This is a genomic window from Methylobacterium sp. 092160098-2, from assembly GCF_028920805.1.
Lineage (GTDB): Bacteria > Pseudomonadota > Alphaproteobacteria > Rhizobiales > Beijerinckiaceae > Methylobacterium > Methylobacterium fujisawaense.
Map to the genome: position 1 here is coordinate 4,777,833 of NZ_JAQPZJ010000001.1, position 18,871 is coordinate 4,796,703.

At 66.0% G+C, this 18,871-nt stretch carries 17 protein-coding genes; 4 read left to right on the top strand and 13 right to left on the bottom strand.

The features are described from left to right. Nucleotides 1–2: 2 nt before the first annotated feature. Nucleotides 3–3,659, top strand: a complete 3,657-nt coding sequence (locus PQI07_RS22570) for a hypothetical protein (RefSeq protein ID WP_274927440.1) — start codon at nt 3–5, stop codon at nt 3,657–3,659. 41 nt (nt 3,660–3,700) lie between these two features. On the opposite strand, the gene PQI07_RS22575 is transcribed toward PQI07_RS22570, so the two are convergent. Continuing rightward, complete coding sequence (locus tag PQI07_RS22575) at nt 3,701–5,044, bottom strand: IS1380 family transposase (RefSeq protein WP_274926133.1); 1,344 nt, start codon at nt 5,042–5,044, stop codon at nt 3,701–3,703. A 239-nt stretch (nt 5,045–5,283) separates the two neighbouring features. Between PQI07_RS22575 and PQI07_RS22580 the strand changes: the two genes are divergently transcribed. The 3 genes from PQI07_RS22580 to PQI07_RS22590 are packed head-to-tail and all read left to right on the top strand — an operon-like array spanning nt 5,284 to nt 9,375. Continuing rightward, complete coding sequence (locus PQI07_RS22580) at nt 5,284–8,832, top strand: PLxRFG domain-containing protein (protein WP_274927441.1); 3,549 nt, start codon at nt 5,284–5,286, stop codon at nt 8,830–8,832. After that, on the top strand, nt 8,832–9,083 hold the full coding sequence (locus tag PQI07_RS22585; protein WP_274927442.1) for an Acb2/Tad1 domain-containing protein: 252 nt from the start codon (nt 8,832–8,834) through the stop codon (nt 9,081–9,083). The genes PQI07_RS22580 and PQI07_RS22585 overlap by 1 nt, the downstream gene beginning before the upstream one ends. A 52-nt stretch (nt 9,084–9,135) precedes the next feature. After that, entirely contained in the window at nt 9,136–9,375 is a 240-nt protein-coding gene (locus PQI07_RS22590; protein ID WP_274927443.1) for an HNH endonuclease, read from the top strand. A gap of 79 nt (nt 9,376–9,454) precedes the next feature. Here the strand turns inward: PQI07_RS22590 and PQI07_RS22595 are convergent, their stop codons facing one another. From PQI07_RS22595 to PQI07_RS22650, 12 genes are all read right to left on the bottom strand, one after another. Continuing rightward, nucleotides 9,455–9,667, bottom strand: a complete 213-nt coding sequence (locus tag PQI07_RS22595) for a hypothetical protein (RefSeq protein ID WP_274927444.1) — start codon at nt 9,665–9,667, stop codon at nt 9,455–9,457. A gap of 158 nt (nt 9,668–9,825) precedes the next feature. Further along, nucleotides 9,826–10,101 carry a hypothetical protein gene (locus PQI07_RS22600; RefSeq protein ID WP_274927445.1) on the bottom strand — a complete coding sequence of 92 codons (276 nt, stop codon included), beginning with the start codon at nt 10,099–10,101 and terminating at the stop codon, nt 9,826–9,828. A gap of 19 nt (nt 10,102–10,120) precedes the next feature. After that, nucleotides 10,121–10,582 carry a dCTP deaminase gene (locus tag PQI07_RS22605; RefSeq protein ID WP_274927446.1) on the bottom strand — a complete coding sequence of 154 codons (462 nt, stop codon included), beginning with the start codon at nt 10,580–10,582 and terminating at the stop codon, nt 10,121–10,123. Nucleotide 10,583: 1 nt separating this feature from the next. Then, on the bottom strand, nt 10,584–10,760 hold the full coding sequence (locus PQI07_RS22610) for a hypothetical protein (RefSeq protein ID WP_274927447.1): 177 nt from the start codon (nt 10,758–10,760) through the stop codon (nt 10,584–10,586). Then, nucleotides 10,757–11,092: a DUF6378 domain-containing protein gene (locus tag PQI07_RS22615; RefSeq protein ID WP_274927448.1), complete on the bottom strand. Its 336-nt coding sequence runs from the start codon at nt 11,090–11,092 to the stop codon at nt 10,757–10,759. Before PQI07_RS22615 ends, PQI07_RS22610 begins: the two co-directional genes overlap by 4 nt. Before the next feature lie 4 nt (nt 11,093–11,096). Then, a complete protein-coding gene (locus PQI07_RS22620; protein ID WP_274927449.1) occupies nt 11,097–11,597 on the bottom strand; it encodes a DUF1643 domain-containing protein in 501 nt (166 codons plus the stop codon). Nucleotides 11,598–11,621: 24 nt separating this feature from the next. Continuing rightward, nucleotides 11,622–14,654, bottom strand: coding sequence for a DUF927 domain-containing protein (locus PQI07_RS22625; protein WP_274927450.1), 3,033 nt, complete (start codon nt 14,652–14,654; stop codon nt 11,622–11,624). 59 nt (nt 14,655–14,713) lie between these two features. Further along, on the bottom strand, nt 14,714–15,898 hold the full coding sequence (locus PQI07_RS22630) for a hypothetical protein (protein WP_274927451.1): 1,185 nt from the start codon (nt 15,896–15,898) through the stop codon (nt 14,714–14,716). 44 nt (nt 15,899–15,942) lie between these two features. Further along, nucleotides 15,943–16,380, bottom strand: a complete 438-nt coding sequence (locus PQI07_RS22635; protein ID WP_274927452.1) for a hypothetical protein — start codon at nt 16,378–16,380, stop codon at nt 15,943–15,945. A 23-nt stretch (nt 16,381–16,403) separates the two neighbouring features. Then, nucleotides 16,404–17,969, bottom strand: a complete 1,566-nt coding sequence (locus tag PQI07_RS22640) for an SNF2-related protein (protein ID WP_274927453.1) — start codon at nt 17,967–17,969, stop codon at nt 16,404–16,406. Further along, nucleotides 17,966–18,439: an HNH endonuclease gene (locus PQI07_RS22645; RefSeq protein WP_274927454.1), complete on the bottom strand. Its 474-nt coding sequence runs from the start codon at nt 18,437–18,439 to the stop codon at nt 17,966–17,968. The genes PQI07_RS22640 and PQI07_RS22645 overlap by 4 nt, the downstream gene beginning before the upstream one ends. Further along, entirely contained in the window at nt 18,436–18,774 is a 339-nt protein-coding gene (locus PQI07_RS22650) for a hypothetical protein (RefSeq protein WP_274927455.1), read from the bottom strand. Before PQI07_RS22650 ends, PQI07_RS22645 begins: the two co-directional genes overlap by 4 nt. Nucleotides 18,775–18,871 lie beyond the last annotated feature (97 nt).

An 18,871-nucleotide genomic window follows, 5' to 3' on the forward strand; every position in this document is an offset into this window, starting at 1 on the left:
CGATGCCCACCACGATCGATCTCGATACGCTGCCGGTATCCAAGGACTACCGGCAGCCACTCGATGCTGAGCCCGGTACATCGGTCGGGGATTACGGGAGGGCCGCAGCGGCGGGCGCCTACGGGGTGCTCGGTTCCGCTGCGGCGGGCGCGGACTATGTGCTCGACACGGACAATGATAGCGGCCTGAAGCGGACCCGGAAGTTCGCCGACGAGGGCGCCAAGGCCCAGGTGGAGGCCATGACCCCGGCGGCGCGTGACGCGCTCAACGCCGGTTTCCTGCCGGGCGGCGACAAGTCGATCTGGTCGCCGGACGTGTCCATCGCCAACTCGCTCGGCCTGAAGCTGGCCAACGCCTCGCCCTCGCTGCTCGCCAGCATCATCCCCGGCGGGCTCGTGGCCGGTGTCGCCCGTGGCGCGCTCAGCGCCGGAGCGGCAGCGGCTGCCGGCACCGCCACCTCGGGAGCGGTCAACGCCTCCATGATGGCGGGCCAAGTCTATGACGACATCGAGAAGTCGATCATGGACGCCAAGGAGGACTACCTCCGGTCGAACTCCGGCGTGTATCGCCAGCTTCGTGACGACGGCTACAGCGACACCGTGGCTCGCAAGGTGTTGGTGGAAGCCGCTGCCGGCAACAAACCGCTGCTCGCCGGAGCGGTCGGGGCCATCGCCGAGCAGTTCGGAGCCTCTGCGCTCGCCGCACGCCGTGCTGTCGGCGAGGCGGGTGAGGGCATCCTGAAGGGCGCCAAGAAAGGTCTGGTCGAGGAAGGCGTGACCGAGGCCGGTCAGAACGCCATGCAGGAGGGCCTGACCCAGCAGGGCCAGAACGACGCCGGCACCATGCACGGGTTCGACTGGCGCAAGATCCTGGAGCAGACCGTCCAGGGTGGCGTCGTTGGTGGCCTGCTGGGCGGCGCGGTCGGTGGCGTCACCGGCATCGGTGGGCGTGAGGCGACCAGTGCAGCCGGCGAAGATCGGGTGCCGGACGCTGCCCCGGCCGAGCCTGCGCGTGCCCCTGTGATCGACGCGGCTACGGCTGCTGCGGCCGGCGACACGACGGGCAGCCGAGCCCGCGCCGCACTCGACAACGTGGACGCGGCCATTGGCGAGCTGGATAAGCTGCGCCAGCCCACGGTCGATCCGGCCATCGCGGCTGCGGTCAAGTCCGATGATGTTCCGCGGAACACTTCCGACTTCGTGCCCCAGGACGAGTTCGAGGCCGACCCGGATGCCGAGCCCGGCCAGCCGGCATCTGCGCCCGTAGCCGAGCCCACAGCCCCGGAGCCCCAGCAGGCTGCCCAGGCTGCCCCGGAGGCGGCGCCGGAGCCCCAGCCGGCATCTGCGCCCGTAGCCGAGCCCACAGCCCCGGAGCCCCAGCAGGCTGCCCAGGCTGCCCCGGAGGCGGCGCCGGAGCCCCAGCCGGCACCTGCCACCGCCCCGGAACCCGAGGCCGCTGTAGCGCCTCCCCAGGCCACGGAAGCGGCAACCGCGAAACCGCAGGTTGCCTCGACCATCGATCTGGACAATCTGGAGCCCTCGACGCTCCCCCCGGTGCCCGACGAGCCGCGCCCGCCGATCCTCGATCGGATCGAGGCTGGCCCGCGTGTCCTGCGTCCGGTGAACGAGGCGCCCCAGCCGACCACGCCTCGCGAGGACAAGCGGATCTCGCGCACCGAGGTGCAGCGGATTGCGAAGGGGGAGGGCGATGCCGTCGCCCTGTCCACCAATCCGGCTGACTGGACGAAGCAGTCTGACCGTGCCCGCGTCAAGAAGCTCGCCGAGGCCACGATCAAGGCCAAGGGTGACGAGGCCCCGCAGTGGGCCCGTGATGTCGTGGATGCGCTCGGCCAGCGTCGGACGGGACAGGGGCCCGCGGCCAAGGCTGCGCGTGAGAAGTACGCGGCAGCTCGACAGGCGCTGCACGACAGCACCCAGGCCCGCGTGCAGGAAGGTGTGGCCCGGCGCGAGACCGACAACGAGGCGCGTGACCGCCGTGCGCAGGAGAAGCGCATCGCGGACGGCCATACGGCGGCGCAGCTCGTGCGTGACAACCCGATGCCGTCGCTCGCCCTGCGGGGTGCGCCCAAGGCGGTTCGCGCCTACGCGGCCGATCTCGTAGCGAAAGCGAGGGCTGCCGGCGTCGGCACCACCGGAGCCACGGACGACGCGCATCTCGTCCACCTGAAGACGGCTTCCGAGGTAGCCCAGGCGGGCTCCACGCAGGACCAGATCCAGCAGTTCATCACGGACGACTTCTTGTTGCGTCACGGCGCGGGGGAGGAGATCCGCACCAACCGCAAGGTCAACCAGGACGCACTCAAGAGGGGGCCGAGCTACGATGAGACGCCGCGGGCATCGCAGGACGTTCGCGAAGGAGCGGACGCATCTGAAGCCTACGAAGCAGAGGGTGCCGTTGTCGAGCCGGCATCAGAGACGACAGAGCCAGGATCGAATGGAGGCGAGCAGGTTCTTCTTGCAGAACCTGCTCCTGCACCCGCTCGTGAGCCCGCAGCAGAAGTTGTTCCCGGAACAACCGGCGTAATCGGCCAGAACCGCGCCGGTCAGTTCCAGAAGGTCGAGAGCCGAGCCGCCGCGCGTGCCCGTCAGGTCGCCGAGCGGAAGGCCGCTGCCAAGGCTCAGCCGACCCAGGCGCAGAAGGAAGCCGGCAACTATCCGATGGGCCACACCAGGGCCCTGGGCTTCGACGTGTCTGTCGAGAACGCCAAGGGCTCGACCCGCTCGGGCACCGACGCGGACGGGCGCGAGTGGTCGGTCAAGATGCCTGCCGACTATGGCTACCTGCGTGGCACCAAGGGCGTCGATGGCGATCACGTCGATGTCTATCTCGGCCCGAAGGCCGGTGAGGACGGCCCGGTCTACGTCGTGAACCAGAACAACCTCGACGGGTCGTTCGATGAGCACAAGGCCATGGTCGGCTTCCGCTCGCTTGAAGAGGCGCGGCGGACCTACAAGGCCGGCTTCTCGGATGGAAAGGGCGCACAGCGCATCGGCTCCATCGTTGAGATGTCGCCCGAGCAGTTCCGTGACTGGGCCAAGGCCGGGCCGAAGGGTCCGGCGGTTGTTCCGGGAACAACTTCGTCGGCACCCGCCAAGCCGCAATCCAAAGCAGCAGCTACGCGCGCAGCCATCGCGAAGTCCAAGGCTGATCTCGCTGAGTTCTTCAAGCCCGGCGAGGATGTGCCGTCCTATGGCGGTGGCCGCGACCGCGTGATCGCGTTCGACCCGGATCAGCGCACTGTGCGTGTGCAGGCCGTCAACGACCAGGGCGAGCCCATGGGTCGGGAGCGCATCCACTCGACCATGCCCTCCCCGAAGGAGATCGCGCGGACCCTGGCGGCCCGGCAAACTGTCCCGGCCCTCATGCCGCTACGGGCCAAGCGCGCCGAGCTGGACGCCGAGGCAGAGGCCAACGCTCGCAAGATCGCCAGCCTGCTCGGCGATGAGCCCGAGATCCAGGGCACGGGCGAGATGCTGGTGTCGCCTCGCACGGGCGCGCAGACGCCGATCCTGTCGTCCGGCCGCCTAGCCCGTCTTATTCACCGGGGCTTGGCTGACGCCGTGTTTTGGGCTGATGGCGCGCGGGATCGCGCGTCCACTGTGACGCGTATGGATTCGGAACGTTGCGTCGGTGCTTGAGGGATAGGAGCGGGTTCGTCGGGGCGTCTCGGCCCCGCCGTTCAAGCGGGGGCTGGGACGAGCGCGGTCGCAAGGTGGCGTAGCAGGTCGGCTTCCGGACACGCCGCGGCGAAGGCGAGGCGGACGCGGGCAGCGGTCTCGCGGATCCGAGCGCCGAGCTTGAGCAGCCGGAGGCGGATCGTCGCGAACTCGGCCCTGGCGAGGCGATGGGCCGCCGGGATGGCGTCTCGCACGGTGAGCATCAGCCAGTAGGCCGCGGTGTGCAGGACGAGTCGCATCTGGTTGGCGGCCGGGTGCCGGCAGGAGGTGCGGTCGGAAGCGAGCTGGCCCTTGTGCAGCTTGATCAGGTTCTCGGCCTGGCCGCGGGCGCAGTAGAGTTCGGCGTAGAGCCATTCCGGCGTACCGGTGGCGATGTTCGTGACCACGAAGCGGATGTCGAGGCCGAGGCGGGTCGCCTCGATGCGGGCGGCGACGCGGCGCTGCTGCCGCCAGGACTTGGCGGCGTGGGTGGTCTCGGCAAAGCCGCGCACCGCATCCTTGTCGCCGAGGGCCCGCACCACCCGGATGTGGTCGGCGGTCGGCTCGACCTTGGCCGCGAGCGCCTTTGTGCCGGTCAAGCCGAAGACGTAGCTGACGCTGTTGTCCTCGCACCAGTCCATCGCTTCGGGCCGCCCGTAGTGGCCGTCGCCGCGGATGGTAATCGCGGTCGTCGGCCAGTGACGGCGGATCGCCCGGACGAGCCGGCGCAGATGGCCCCGGACCTCGCGACCCGAGGGTGTCTTACCCGACCGCAGGATCATCGCGACGGGACGGCTGGTGGCGGTATCGTAGACGTGGATCGGCAGAAAGCAGCGCGCGTCGTGGTGGGCGTTGAACAGCGACAGCTGCTGCTGGCCGTGCACCACGTCGCAGGTGTCGTCGATGTCCAGGGTGACCGCGGCGGGCGGTACGACGTAGCTGGCGCAGTACACGTCGACCAGCACTCGCCCGAGCCGGATCAGGTCGCGCAGGCCGGGGGTGTTCTCCATCCGCGAGACGGTGGGCTGGCTCATCAGGTCCGCGCCGCTCTCGGGCAGGCGTCCGCAGGCGAGCTTGAAGGCGGGGTCGGCGCGCAGATGGTCGAGGTCGTCGGCATCCTCATACCCGCAGGCAATCGCCAGGATGCGGGCCAGCAGGATCTCGGGCAGCGGGTGCACGACCCGGCTCGGATCGCGTCGATCCGTGATCACGGTCGCGAGCTTCTCGGCAATGCCCAATCGCTGGGCGGCCTGGGCGAGCAACAGGACGCCGCCGTCCGAGGTCAGGCGCCCGCCGTCGAAGGCAGCTGTGAGCTTCTTGCCTCGCACGGATGGAAACGCGAACGGCAGACACGTAGGATCGGACATGGCGGGCGTGGCAGGCTCGGTGCGCGTTGAAGGCTTGGCGTCAGCACCCAATCCCTAAGCTACATCAATGCCTTACGCTACGCTCGCCACCCCAGATCCACCGTCGTGATGAATAAGACGGGCTAGGGGACTACCTGGGGCAGCTCGACAACGCCTCTGCCGGCGGTGTTTCCGGGCAGATCAACCCGTTCATCGCACGCCGTCTGAAGCAAATCATCCCGGATGTGCCGGTCCACGTCGTGTCGAAGGACGGCATGCGGGCTCTGGTGGAGGACATCGCCGGCAAGGGCGGGTTCCCCGATGAGGTGATGGGTTACTACGACCCGGCTACGCACCAGATCGTGTTGCGCGAAGACGACATCAGCGAGGCGGCCCTGTCGCACCTGATGATCCACGAGGGCCTGCACGCCGCCTTCATGCAGACCATCGAGCGCAACCCCGCAGCCAAGCGCATGATCCGCGGGCTGATGGATGAGGTGCGTGACCATCTCGGCCCGTCCGCGTCCGAGCACTACGGCATGACCAACGAGCACGAGTTCGTGTCCGAGGCGATGTCGTCGCGCAGCTTTCAGGATCTCCTGGCTACCGTGCCGTCGAGCCGGGCCTACAGCCAGCTCCCGCTCAACAACGTCTGGGCGCACTTCATCTCCGGTGTGCGCAAATTCCTCGGGCTCAAGCCCGTGCAGCCGACCGCGCTCGACGCCGCTCTGCGGATCGGGGCGGTGCTCACGGATCTGCGCAACGCCAGCAACCAGCCGTCCACCCCGCGGACGGTCAACGCCATGCCGGCGGCGCTGGGTGCCCAGGCCGTCCGTGAGGGCCTGTCCGACAGCCGCGGAGCTGCCCGTGGCTTCGTCACCGCCAAGGTGCTGCGCGTGCGCACCATGGACCAGCTCCGGCAGGCGCACAGCAACCTGTTCCCGGCCGGGGAGGGCAAGAGCCACCTCGACAACCTCGTGAAGAAGGTCCAGCGCTGGCAGAACTACGTCACCGACAAGCGCCGCGCCGCCGACGTGCATGTGCAGGACTACGAGAACCTGCGCCGGTCCAACCCCAAGGTCGCCCAGGAGTTCGCGATCCTGGCTAACGACGTGACCATGGCGAACCTGAACCTGCTCAAGGGCACCCCGACCCTGGAACAGATGCAGGCCGCCAACCGCCACGTCTACGGTCAGGACCCGAAGAAGTCCGACATTGCCGCGGCTTGGCAGAGCAAGGCCCAGCATGCCGACCTCCAGCGCCGGTTCTCCGCGCTCCCGGAGGCGCAGCAGGATCAGTTCCTCCGCGCCGCCCGGTACTATCGGGAGACCCAGAACGAGAAGGCACGCGCCTTCGCGGAGGGCATCCTCGACCAGCTCGCCCCGGAGATCACCGGGCAAGCGCGTGCCGATCTCGTGACCAAGACCCTTGCCGGCCGACTGGGCGACGAGGACAAGGAGCTGCTGAAGAACAACACCCTGTTCGATGCGCTGAAGTCGGCACCCGAGTTCAAGTCGATCAAGGGCATGTACTTCCCCTTGATGCGCCAGGGGGACTACGTGGTGCGCACCCGCGACGTGATCGCCGACACCATGGGCGGCACGGAAGTGGAGCCGGGCGTGGTCGAGTTCTCCGGTACGGAGAAGCAAGCCCGCAAGGCGGCCGACGCATTCGCACGTAAGACCGACTTGAGCGTGACGCGGATCGCCAAGCGGTACTACGATGCCAAGACCGGCGAGCTGATCAAGGCGGCGGATGCCGATACCGACAGCCGCGTGGCCTACCGGGTGAGTGTGCAGACCAAGGGCCTGCATATGTTCGACAGCCGGACCCAGGCCGAGCGGTTCATCCGTGAGGCCCGCAGGGACGGCACGTTCCACGCCGTGGAGGACTGGCAGCACCGCGAGGGCATGGAGCAGCGGGGCGACCTGTCGTACTCGCAGCTCTCCACCCTGGTCCGCAGCGTCGAGGTGCGAGACGATCTCACCCCCGGCCAGCGGCAGATCCTGAAGACGGTTGTCGGGCAGGCGGCTACCCGCATGATGTCCGGCAACCGCATCCAGCACCGCTCGCTGCCACGCAAGCTCGTGCAGGGTGCCGGCGAGAACTTCTCGCGCAACATGCTGGGCTACGCCACCGCGGAGAGCAATTTCCTCGGCAAGCTCAACTACATGCCGGGCATCCGCAGCGATCTCCAGGCCATGGAAGAGCAGGCCAAGGCGTTCGCCAACGACAAGTCGCAGATCCGCAAGATGGTCTACGACGAGATCGAAAACCGGGTGAACGCCAACGACGTGGGTCTGAACCAGCCCTCCGCGTTCGTGCGTGACCTGTTCGCCGTGACCATGCTGGGCAAGCTGGCCTCACCCGCGCACTCGATCATCAACGCGGCGCAGCCGCTGATGACGACGCTCCCGGTCCTGGGCGGCGACCACGGCAACGTCACCGCGGCGGCCGAGCTGACCAGGGCGATGCGCGACATCGGCGCGTGGCGCACCTATGGCGAGGGCGTGTCCAACACCTACACCGCCGCCCGGCGCTGGGGCGACACCGCGCTCGATACCACCGACGTGGTGGGCTCGGTGCGCAGGCGGCTCTCCGGGGCCAAGGACGGCGCCGAGCTGGGCCGGATGCTGGAGGATGTGCAGGAGCGTGGCGCGCTTGGTGATAGCGCTGCATTCGAGCTTGCCTCTGCAATCGCCGGGGGCAGGGGCGTAGCGGGCACGGCCCTGGCGAAGGCCGACCGGGTGTTCCGGCAGGCTCCTGCCGCTGTGGAGGCCGTCAACCGGGCTGGGACGGCCGTCGCGGCGTACCGGCTGGCCCGGCGCAAGGGGAAGACGGAGGAGCAGGCCAGGGACTACGCCTTCGATACGGTGCAGAAGACCCAGTTCGACTACTCGGCCTTCAACGCCCCGCCGTCGTTCTCGAACCCGGTTCTGCGCCCGTTCCTCCAGTTCAAGAAGTACGGTCAGGCGATGACCGACCTCTACGCCTCGATGATCTATCAGACGTTCAAGGGCGAGAGCAAAGCGGATCGCCGCGTGGCGATGAAGCAGTTCGGCAACCTCGTCGCCGTGCATGCGCTGATGGCCGGCTCGTTCGGCATTCCTGGGCTGGAGCTGATCAAGGTCGGCTTCGTGCTCTCGGCCGCGCTCGGGCTGGGCGGCGCCGGCTGGGGCGATCAGGAGCGGCGCATCCGGCGTGCCCTGGAGGAGAGCATCGGCAAGTCGTGGTCCGACCTCGTGACGGACGGCGCGGTTGGCCGTGCGCTCGGCGTGGACCTGTCGGGCCGCCTGTCGGCCGCCGACCTGTGGACCTTCGGCGAGCCGCGCAAATACAAGACCAGCGAGATCTCCCAGTGGGTGGCCGAGCAGTATTTCGGCGCCTCCGGGGGCACCGTGCGTGACTGGCGCGAGGGCGTGCTGGCGGCCCAGGATGCCGATTACCTGAAGGCCGCCCAGAAGATCCTGCCGGTCAAGGTGCTCGGCGACACTGCCAAGGCGCTCAACGGCTATCTGGACGAGAAGATGTCGCTCGGGGAGGCCGGCATCCAGGCACTGGGCTTCAAGCCGACGCGGATTGCCGACCAGCAGCAGGCCAAGGGCGACATCATCGCGGAGCGGGCGAAGGTCAAGGACAAGCGCGACGAGCTGCGCAACAAGTACCTCAACGCCGGGTCTGCCGGGTCGCGGGCCAAGGTGAAGGTCCAGATCATGCAGTACAACCGCACCGCAGATAAGCGGATGCAGCTCAGCATTCCGGGTCTCGACCGGATGCGGGACAACGATGCCAGACAAGGATTGCGCTGATGACAGACAAGAAGCACGACGGATTGCCGGTATCCGGCTATGTGTCCCAGACCGAGGACCGGGTGACGCTGGTCAACCAGAACAAAGCCTTGGAGGAACAGGTATTGCGGCAGCTCGACAAGCTGGCGGCCGACAGCAAGATCGACGGGCGCTGGCTCGCCATCGGCCGCACCGGCATCGAGAACGCCTTCATGGCGATCAACCGTGCCGTGTTCAAACCGACCAGGGTCGAGCTGCCTGGAGACAAGTAACCATCTCGACTATAGTGTTCCGCGGAACACTATAGCCTTTCAGGAGCAGGACATGACCAACCGCACGCCCGCGCAGCAGAAGCAACATTACCGCGAATACCATTCGCAGCCGAAGCAAATGAAAGAGCGGGCTCAGCGTAACGCGGCCCGCAAGGAGATGGTGGCGAAGCACGGCAAGGCAAAGCTCGCCGGCAAGGACGTGGATCACAAGATCGCCATCCGCAACGGCGGCGGGAATGGGAAGAACCTCCGCATCCGCTCGATCAAGGCGAACCGGGGCGACACCCGTTAGTGCTGGTAGATGACGCCCGTGAGGATCAGCATGATGCCAACGATCCAGATTACGGTCTCGATGTCGAGCTTCACGGGCGTCAGTACGGTTTGATCGCCCGCGACAGGCTGTTGAATAGCTGCCTGTCGCTCTCCATCGCCAACCGCTGCGTCTCACACGCCTGCGGGCCGTTGGCGGCGAGGCAGTCCTTGTAGGCTGCCGAGGAAGCCACGTAGGCTTTCTGAGCCTTGATGTCCTCATTGCACCCGGCGAGGGCGACACAGACCCCGAACAACGCGACGACACGGATCATCGGCACCTCCTGATGATCCGTGTCATATAGGGTCGCTACAGACTTGTGGTTGCCGGGGCGCCACAGTGTGGCTCCTGCCCCCTCTGCCGTCGTTTCAGGGCGCCGCAGAGGGCCTGAAAACGGCCCCACCCCACACCTTGCCCCACATTCTGCGCGGCCTAGACGGATGCCGCCGGCCGGGCCTTCGCGCTCTGTCGCCGCTTCGGCAATGTGGGCGGCGATGTGGAGCGCCGTTGCCCCACATTCTGCCCCTCAACCGGCGCCGCCTGCTCCATCAGCGCCACGATTGCGGCTTCGCATTCGTCACGCGATTTCTGATAGGCGGCGCTGCGCTTGTGGGGCGCTGCATCGTTCAAAGCGTCGAGGCGACGGATCAAATCCGGGTCCGTGCCTCGGCTGCGATAATAGATGTTTTCGGCCTCTTCGCGCGTCATGGCTTCTTCCCCCTCTGCCCTACGCCGCTTCGTACCGGGCGGGCTCGGGCTCAGCGGATTGCCCATAGTATTTGCCCCGGTACGGCATCTCGGTCGCCTCCGTCAGCTCCGAGAACTTGAGCTGAGCTATCGGCATGCCGGCCCGCAGCCGCACCGGCCACGGCAAGAACCGGGTCAGTTCGAGCGTGAGCCCTCCACTGAAACCAGGATCGATCAGGGTGTTCTGCACCAAAACAAAGATCCTGGCGTTGCTGCTCTTGTCCTTCACCTCGACCACGATGTCGTTCGGGATGTCGAAGGTCTCGATGGTGGAGGCGAGGCGCCCCCAGAACGGCCAGAGCCAGATGTCCTGCTTCAGCCGCACGTCGTAGGTGCAGGGGCCCAGGCCGTAGCTCCTGCCGAACGCGACGCCGCGCTCGGTGAAGGGCTCGATCATGCCGGCCTGGGCCAGTCGGCGGATGGCCTGTGCGGGGAGGATCATGTCACGCCTCGGTGTTGTTCGGTTGCTGCTCCAGGCACTTCAGCTTCGGCAGCGTAACCGCCGGAGTGTGGGCTTTGCGCTTGTTGATGGCCTTACGCACACCGTCAGGCAGGGCCTTCTTCAGGTCGTGTTTCGGACCGGGTTTCCGGGGGCGGAACGCGCCGCGGAACACCATCATCGGTCGAGCTGCCGGATCATCCGGTCAAGATCTGCGTCAGGTATATCTTTGATGCTGACGTAGGTTGTCGGATCAGGTTTCTTCACCCGGTCTCGCGCCAGCGTGGCGTAACCGGCGATGTCATGCCAATGGTCGGGCTCCTCCGGGTTGCCCGTGACGATCCGGCCGACCTTGTGCAGGATCATATCGAGCGCTTCGCGCTTGGTGGCGTCGAGCTTGTCCCAGCCCGGTCGGGCGCGCACCGCGTTCTTCAGGGTCTGCATGATGTCGGCGTTGTCGGCGAACTCGCCGTGCGTGCCCTGGCGCTGAGCCAGTGTATCCTTGATGTCCATGGGCCTACTCCATGTTCCAGGGCGACAGGGTGCATGCATATCCGAGCATCAGCGGGTGGCGCGGATGGCCACACTGGGCTGTTGCAAGGGCGTGCAAAGGGCAGCCAACTCGGCGAGCGATCTCAACGACAGCACGCCAGCGCTGCCGCAGATCATTCGGCAGCTTGTTGAGTGGGCCCCACGCGACAATGTGTAGGTCGGCATCTCGCATGATCTGCTCAAGATGTCGGTCATTGTCAGGACCGATCGGATCGACTGCGCTGCGTAATGCCCGAATATCCTTCGCACGAAAAGCGAACTTGTTGCCGACGATCAAACGAGACGCACCTGCCATCTGGACGAATGTGATTACCTTTCTGATCGTATGGTCGTTCTCGACTGCATCGGCGGTTGATGGGTTGACCATTATTACCGCTGCGGTCTTGCCGTCTGCGAACGATGTTGAGCGTTCGAGCCTGTACCGATAGAGCGGTACAGGCTTTTCATCTGACAATATGGCCGACATTGCTTCTCCTGTTCCGCGGAACAACTATGGCAGGGCAGTCGCGAGCTTCGCGCTTTCCTCCACTTCACCGGCGGCCTTGCGGAAGGTTGTCCCAGCGTAGTGGAACTCCACCGTCTGGGTCCGCATGCCGCCCGCGAACCATGCGGTGCCGCTCGTCATGTCGCGCAGCACCCCGGTCCTCACAGCCGCCGGGTAGGCGTCCTTGAGGGCCTTCATCAACGTGAACGCCGGCAGCTCCCGGCGCGTCAGCCAGTCGTGGAACACCGGCTGCGAGATCACGTAGATCTTGTCGTCCTTTGCGTGCCGGACGTAGACGGCATCCAGGCGGGTGTGGTCGCCCAGCGCCGTGCAGCTCTTGGGACGGCCCGGCCCCATCGGGATGCTGTCCGTCGTCAGGGTGTGCTTGGCCGCCATCTCGCCCAGGAACTGGGCGAGGATGCCCTCCAGCACCTCCGGCTTCATAATGTTCACGGTGGCCGCTTCGCGTTGGCTGCGAAGCGTCAGCAGCGTGGCGATCAAGAACTTGGTCAGGCCCTGCACGTCGATCTGGGTCAACCCCAGCTCGTTGGCGTACCGGGCGCCTTGGATGCAGCACGCCATGTTGGCGATCCAGAACCGCTCGTCGTTGCGCGCCTTCAGCTTGACGGTCAGGGCGTCCTGCACCTTGGCCATCTCGGCAGCACACCGGGCGTGGTTGGCGCCGAGGAACTTGGCGTAGATCAGCCCGGCATGGCCGTAGTTTTCGTGGGTCCGCGCGATCAGGCGGGAGACCACGCCGTGGTTCTGGAGCGCACCCGCGGGCGGGTCCGGCACCTCGTACTCGAACACCCGCAGGATGCCGGCGTCCGTGGACCGCAGGCGCTTCTGCATCGATCCGAGCAGGCTGTCGTTCGCCAGCACGATGACCATGGTCTGCCATGTGCCGGGATCGCGCTGCGTGCTGTCGGCGTTGAGCCGGGACTTCTCCTTGCCGCCCGAGATCTGGAAGGCCAGCCGCATGAAGGCTTCCTTCTGGTCCTCGCCCTTCAGCTCGTCCCAGATCAGCGGCAGCGACCGGAGCGTGCCGGCCTTGTTGATCACTGAGTTCTGGGTGTCGGAGAGTGAGTTCATCGCCTTCTTCGGATGGCCCCACACGGATTGCGCCACGTCGGCCGTGGTGGACTTCCCGATGCCGGAGCTGATCGAGTAGGCCGACATCACCGAACCGGACTGGCCGGTGAACCGCATCAGCGGAGCGCCAAACGAGCCCGCCAGGATCGCGTCGAGCGCCGGCCGGCGCTGGTCGGTGATGACCTTGGCGGCGTCTTTCCAGGGCTCCACGGAGCCACGGGGGCTGTACTGGTCGGCGATGACTTGGTTCGGGCTGGCGGCGGGCTTGTCGGCACCACCAGTCCACACCCGGCCGTCGTACACGAACCCGTCGATCACGTCGTTCAAGACGGACCAGCCGAACGGCGACGACGAGACTACGGCATCCCGCCTCTGCTGGATGTCGTGAACCCAGGCCATAAGGAACTCCTGAAGCAGCGGGCCGTACTGGCGGGCCACCATCAGCCCCTGTGCAGCTAGGTGCTTTGCGTACTCCCGCGAGTTGAGGTGGGTGGTCTGGATCGAGATGTTCGCCTCGAACCCATGCGCGCCGAGGCGGGCCTTGAAGTGCAGGACCCACGGCGACTGCTGCACCCAGGCGCTGTGCAGCGGGTAGGGGCACACGTCGATCAGCTTGACGGTGTTGTCCTCCTGCACCGTCGCCCGAGCGATCACACCCGAAGGGCGATAAACGTAAGGGCTAGGTAGGGGATGAGGAGCAGCAGGAGCGGCGCTGACCGTCCCCGGCCCAGGGCCAGCCGGAGACGCCGCCGCACCCGACGCCACGACGCTGACAGGCTGGCCGAATGATAGCGGCGACTTATTGAGGTGGTTGAGCGGGCACGTCGCGCACGAAGTGCAGCCGGCGTTTTGTACCGCGGAACAACTTGGCCAACCGATGTTGCGGACATCCCGCTCGGCGACTTTGCGGTCATAGAGGGCATCGGTGGTGCCAAGATCATAGCCAGGGTGCCCCTTCGCCATCTCGTGCGCGGCCCACCGGCCGTCGCCCCGAGCAGATTGCGTGAACGTCGCGAGCAGCGTCGTCAGGTTCCACAGCGGCTGCGCGTAGCCCTGCCCGCCCGTGTCGAGGGCGGTGGCCACGAAGCCGCACAGCGGTTTGATGCTGTCGATGTCGATGGGCGGCGCCTGAGGCGCCTGAATGCCGGCCGACAGCTCGGACTGAGGTAGGGCGGGCTTGCCGGACGGAGCCATGGCGGTCGGCAGCCGCACGACCGTGGCGCCCATGTACGGCAGCAGGATGCGCCGGATGTCGTCCAGTGGCACGTCGTTCGGCTGGATCACCTTGCCCATGGTCACAGGCAGCGGGGGCGTGCCCTTGTAGTTCCATGTCTCCGGCACGCGCAGGAGCCGTGCGCTGTCCACGGTGCAGTTGCTGTCCACCTTCAGGCCGTGGCGGCGGGTGGCCTCGGCGAGCGCGTTGGCGAGCGGCTGCCACTCGGCACGCGGGAGCACCTTGTCGAGCACCCAGTAGATGTGCGCGCCGCCCGTCCCGCTGGACACAGCCAGGGTGGGGCGCGGCAGGCCGACTTCCGCGATGAACCGGCGCAGCTCACCGAAGGCCGCACCCGGCGTCGCGTAGCTGTCTGCCTTCACGTCGAGGTCGATGTAGAGCGCTTTGATGCCAGCGACGTTCTCGGTGCCACGCTTGGCTTCTAAAAAGCTGCGCCCGCCGACCACCTTGGTCTCGGCGAGCTGCTGTGACGACATGCAGGCGTAGATGTCCTGGGCCGTGGCCCGGCCGCTGGTCAGGTACGTTAGCTGGTCAATCGCAGCGGATGGCGAGGTGAACGCCATGCCGTTCAAGTAGAACTTCTTGTTGCCCTTACCCTCGGTCTTGCTCTGGTCGAACTTCCGGTTGGGGACGGTCCAGTGCAGGTTGACGTGTGAGCCCTCGATCCAGGGCACGACGCGCTCCAGATACGTCCTCGCTGCTTCCAGGGCCATCAGGACAGTCCTCAACACGAACTAGAACGCCGGGGCGGAATGTCCCGGCGTCGTACCACTCACATGCCGCCAAGGGCGTCGAGGTAGTCATCGATGGACTGCTCGGGAGCCGGTGCGGCCTGGGCTGCGCCAGGAGCCTCCTGGGCGGCCATGGGCTGCGGCGCGGGTGCAGGCGCCGCAGCGGGCGGGGGAGCCGGCTGGTGGGCCTGCGGAGCAGCCTGCTGGGGATGCTGTGCGAACTGCTGCGTCTCCAGGGGCTGCATCGGAGCCGGGGGCACAGGGGCCTGGGGAGCCGGCGCCTGGGGGACCGGAGCAGGAGGCGCTGCCTGGGGCACGGGAGCTGGGGGAACCGCCTGCGGTGCCGGCTGCGGAGCCACGGGAGCCGCCTGCGGTGCCGGCAACTGCGCAGCGGCTGGGGGAGCACCGAACAGCGGCTCGACAGGCGGCGGGGCAGCGGGGGCCTCGAACGTGGTGTCCGCTGAATTGAGCACGCGGGCTACGCGGTCGTCGTTGCGGTATGCCTCGATCACCGCGAACTCGGCATCGCTCAGCGGGCGTGCCGGCTTGAAGGCGATCTGCGGGTACGCCTCGTCGCCCTCGAAGTAGAGGTAGACCGACACACCGTAGAACGGGTAGCCGTTGCGCTCCATCAGCCCGGCGAACTTCGCGAGGTTGGCAAGCGATGCCGGCGGGATGCGCAGGAGCATCGGGCCACCGTTGCCCTCGTTCTCCAGATCCGGGTACGGCACGACCGCCAACCGCTTGGTGTCCTGGCACGCCTTGCCGCGTCCGGTGCCGTTGGCGTTGACCCGCGAACCGTACTGGTTCCACTTGCAGGTCGCGCACAGATCGTTCTGGCGCTTGGGGCTGGCGAGGTCCGGCTTCACGCCGTCGCTCGATGCGCAGTCCGGTGCGGCGTTCGAGCCCTCGACGTACTGGGTCTCGTACCACGTCTTGGTCAGGTGCGTGGTGGACTTGATGATCACCACCTCAATGTAGGACTGCGCAGTCTCGACACCCGTGTTCGGGTCACGAGTGCGCAGGGCGACTTCCTCGCCGCCGAACTTGATGCGCCAGACCTTGCCCTTGTAGCTGATGACGCCGAAGCCGCCGGTAATGCCACCGCCCAGCTCGCTCGGCTGCGGGCCGCGCTGCTGCATCGCTTGGAGCGCACGCTGCGAGAGCGTGAAGCCGGGGAACAGGGCTGCCGGATTCGCGCCGGCCACAACCATACCGTTTGACATGTGATACCTCGTTGGTGTTCCGCGGAACATTTGGTGCCGGGCAATCAAGCCCGGCGGATGTTGACGTAGGTCTCGACGGCAAACCGGATACCCGGCACCGGCTCGCTGGTCTCGACCATGGCCTCCTGAATGGCGTTGGCGTTGGCACGCCAGTCCACGAGGTGCCACGCCTCGGAGCCAATGACATGGCGACGGAAGGTCGAAGCATCCTCGATCTTGGCGGATGGCTTGGACTGCCGGTAGGCGGTGCCGACGTTCTTCGCCACAGCGTTGTCGCTGTTGGAGCCGTTGAGGTGATCGAGGAAACCTTGCTCGATCACGTAGAGCGCATCGTTGAAGGGCTTCAGCTCCTCTTGATGGCGCTTCTTGATCTCGTCCTTCTTGTCGCGGATCTTGATGTACCGCTCGATATAGGCCGAGATGTCTGTGCCGACCTTCGGCACGACCAGTGCAGGCGGGGGAGGGGGTGTGATGATGTTCATGGTGATCCTGGCGAGGGGGGGCGTTATACCTGATTTTGGGCGAACAATGCAAGCACTCCGTCCTGCATAGTCTGTTTGTTGTTCAACCGCTTGTAGCTGGTCTCCTCGGCTTTACTGCCTTGGTATAGCAACACGAGCTGCTTGAACCTTTGCGACACCCTGCGAATACGGGCATTGGCTTGGTCGAAGGTCTCGTGGCTGTCGATGGGGCCGAACCAGATGATGGTGTCGGCCGCCGTCAAGGTCACGCCGTGGCTCATGCACTTGGGGTGTGCCACGATGGCCTTGAACTTGTCGGTGTTCTGGAACAGACCGAACACCTTGTCCCGCTCGGCGCTCGGCGTGGAGCCGTCAACGCTGGCGTGCTCGATCTTGTTCTTGGTCAAGTGCTCGCTGATCCCGCGCAGGGCGTGGGTGAACGGTGCAAACACAATGACCTTGCGGCTGCTCTCGCCGATGTCCTGTATCAGACGCTCCAGACGTTCTTCGTTGTCGAGGGCGATAACATGCCGTTCGGTGGCGCCTTCTTCCTTGGCGTAGACGTAGCCGATGGAGACCTGAAGCATCTTGTTGAGCACGGCACCGGCATTGGCCGCCGTGATCTCCCCGGTGCCGACCTGGGCGCAGGCTTCCTTGCGCAGGGCCTCGTAGGTCTCCGTCTGCTTCTTGCCCATGCCGATCTTGACCGGCTGCACCACCACGTCCGGCAGCTCGGTAACATCCTCCAGCGTGAACCGCACCGCCGGCTGCATCGCCCGCAGCACCGTGTCCTTGGCGTCGGGCCGGGCGACGTACTTGAACTGAGTGATCTTGGTCATGGTCATGTCGCGGAAATGCGAGAACCGCCGCGGCACCGTGTCGGGGGTGAGCACCATGCACTGCCCGTAGGCGTCCACCGGGCTCTCCGGGGTCGGGCTGCCGGTCATGCCCCAGGCGAACGGCTTGCCGGCCACGAGCTTGCGAGCCGCCTTGTTCAGGGTCGTATTGAACGTGCGGAATGCCGTCAGCTCATCGATCAGCACGCAGTCGATGTCGGTGCGGGCGACCAGCTCGTCCAGCACGACCGTGAGGCCGTGGTGGTTGATGATGTAGATGTCGTGGTCCTGGGCCAGCAGCTTCTGGCGCTTCTTCTTGTCGCCGTGGACGACGACGTGCGAGAGGTGCGGCACCATCTCGAACACACTGCGCCCCCAGGTGAAGTGCAGGGTCGAGAGCGGGGCCACCACCAGGAGCTTCTTGGCGAGCCCGGCCTTCTTCAGGTAGTCGAACGCCCACAGTCCGCAGCGGGTCTTGCCGGTGCCCTTGTCGTTGAGCACGTAGCCGCGCTGGTTCGTAGTCAGCATCGCCACGGTCTTGCGCTGCGCCTCGAACGGCGGCTGCCCAGGCGGGTGCGGCCAGTCGTAGTGGTACAGGACCGGGGCCGGCACCTCGAACCCCATGGCGCGCAGGAGCCGCGTGTCCCTGAATGTGTGCGGGATCAGTGCGGACTGGCCGTGGAAGTCTACGACCTTGGCGGATGGGAATTGCGCCAGGACCGCGGGGATCGCCGGCACTGCCAGCACCCGGTGCTTCTCAGCTACGTGGATCATTGGGCTACCGCGTTGGCCAGCTTGAGAAATTTCTTTCGCACCATGCTGTTCGGCGTGTTGCGCGCATTCATTCGAGGCGTCGCCCACCGAAGATTAGATCGCCGGCAGTCCAGGGTTTTCCCGTTGAGGTGATCCCCGATAGCCCGTTTGTACCGCGGTTGCCCGACAGCACGAACAAGTATCTCCCGGTGTAGCCACCGTGTGGCGCCACCCGCGCAGTTGCGGGCGTAGATGTGATCAGGGCGAGGGGTAACAAAATAGCCAGGAAATATTTCAGAGAATGGCCCAGACCCGTAGGTGTGGCACCACTTGAACTTCCGCGCCCACTCGTAGTCTTGCCGATCCACGATGGCGTGGATGTCCCACCGATCCGACAGGCTGATAAAGCACGCATCATCAGGAAGCTCCACGTCGAAGGTGTTCGGGTCGAACGGGTCAGCGAGCAGTGTCGAGGGCGCGACGTGGATCATGCGTTGTTCCTTGGAACATTTCTGATCGCGGTGCAGCCCACCGAGTTGGCGTCGAGAAACGCCTTGAGCTGTGTGAACCCGTACTGATCATCGCCGGCCACCACAAACACGGCGCCGCCCGCGGCAAGCATTTCGTTCATGCATTTGGTCTGCCGATCAGTCAGCACTTGGCCTGCACGCTTGGTCTCAACGGCGAACGCCTTGCCGTCGATGATGCCCCAGCAGTCGAGGCCGGACTTGCCGTAACCGCCCGGCACCGGCCACTCGCTGTAGACGTGCGGATACTGAGCAATAAGGTCTTTGACTTTCTTCTTAACTTTCCCCTCGGGCGTCATATCAAACTCCAAGTAACAGTTTGACCGTGAAGACCATGGCTATGCCGAATGCGCTACCAAGCATGGTTCCAACTAATATTGCGGAAGCATAGAACAT

Coding starts and splice junctions, on each gene's coding strand:
- PQI07_RS22585 (WP_274927442.1), top strand. CDS start 8,832: ATGACAGACAAGAAGCACGACGGATTGCCGGTATCCGGCTATGTGTCC.
- PQI07_RS22640 (WP_274927453.1), bottom strand. CDS start 17,969: ATGATCCACGTAGCTGAGAAGCACCGGGTGCTGGCAGTGCCGGCGATC.
- PQI07_RS22590 (WP_274927443.1), top strand. CDS start 9,136: ATGACCAACCGCACGCCCGCGCAGCAGAAGCAACATTACCGCGAATAC.
- PQI07_RS22625 (WP_274927450.1), bottom strand. CDS start 14,654: ATGGCCCTGGAAGCAGCGAGGACGTATCTGGAGCGCGTCGTGCCCTGG.
- PQI07_RS22575 (WP_274926133.1), bottom strand. CDS start 5,044: ATGTCCGATCCTACGTGTCTGCCGTTCGCGTTTCCATCCGTGCGAGGC.
- PQI07_RS22635 (WP_274927452.1), bottom strand. CDS start 16,380: ATGAACATCATCACACCCCCTCCCCCGCCTGCACTGGTCGTGCCGAAG.
- PQI07_RS22620 (WP_274927449.1), bottom strand. CDS start 11,597: ATGTCGGCCATATTGTCAGATGAAAAGCCTGTACCGCTCTATCGGTAC.
- PQI07_RS22615 (WP_274927448.1), bottom strand. CDS start 11,092: ATGGACATCAAGGATACACTGGCTCAGCGCCAGGGCACGCACGGCGAG.
- PQI07_RS22605 (WP_274927446.1), bottom strand. CDS start 10,582: ATGATCCTCCCCGCACAGGCCATCCGCCGACTGGCCCAGGCCGGCATG.
- PQI07_RS22630 (WP_274927451.1), bottom strand. CDS start 15,898: ATGTCAAACGGTATGGTTGTGGCCGGCGCGAATCCGGCAGCCCTGTTC.
- PQI07_RS22610 (WP_274927447.1), bottom strand. CDS start 10,760: ATGATGGTGTTCCGCGGCGCGTTCCGCCCCCGGAAACCCGGTCCGAAA.
- PQI07_RS22595 (WP_274927444.1), bottom strand. CDS start 9,667: ATGATCCGTGTCGTCGCGTTGTTCGGGGTCTGTGTCGCCCTCGCCGGG.
- PQI07_RS22570 (WP_274927440.1), top strand. CDS start 3: ATGCCCACCACGATCGATCTCGATACGCTGCCGGTATCCAAGGACTAC.
- PQI07_RS22650 (WP_274927455.1), bottom strand. CDS start 18,774: ATGACGCCCGAGGGGAAAGTTAAGAAGAAAGTCAAAGACCTTATTGCT.
- PQI07_RS22600 (WP_274927445.1), bottom strand. CDS start 10,101: ATGACGCGCGAAGAGGCCGAAAACATCTATTATCGCAGCCGAGGCACG.
- PQI07_RS22645 (WP_274927454.1), bottom strand. CDS start 18,439: ATGATCCACGTCGCGCCCTCGACACTGCTCGCTGACCCGTTCGACCCG.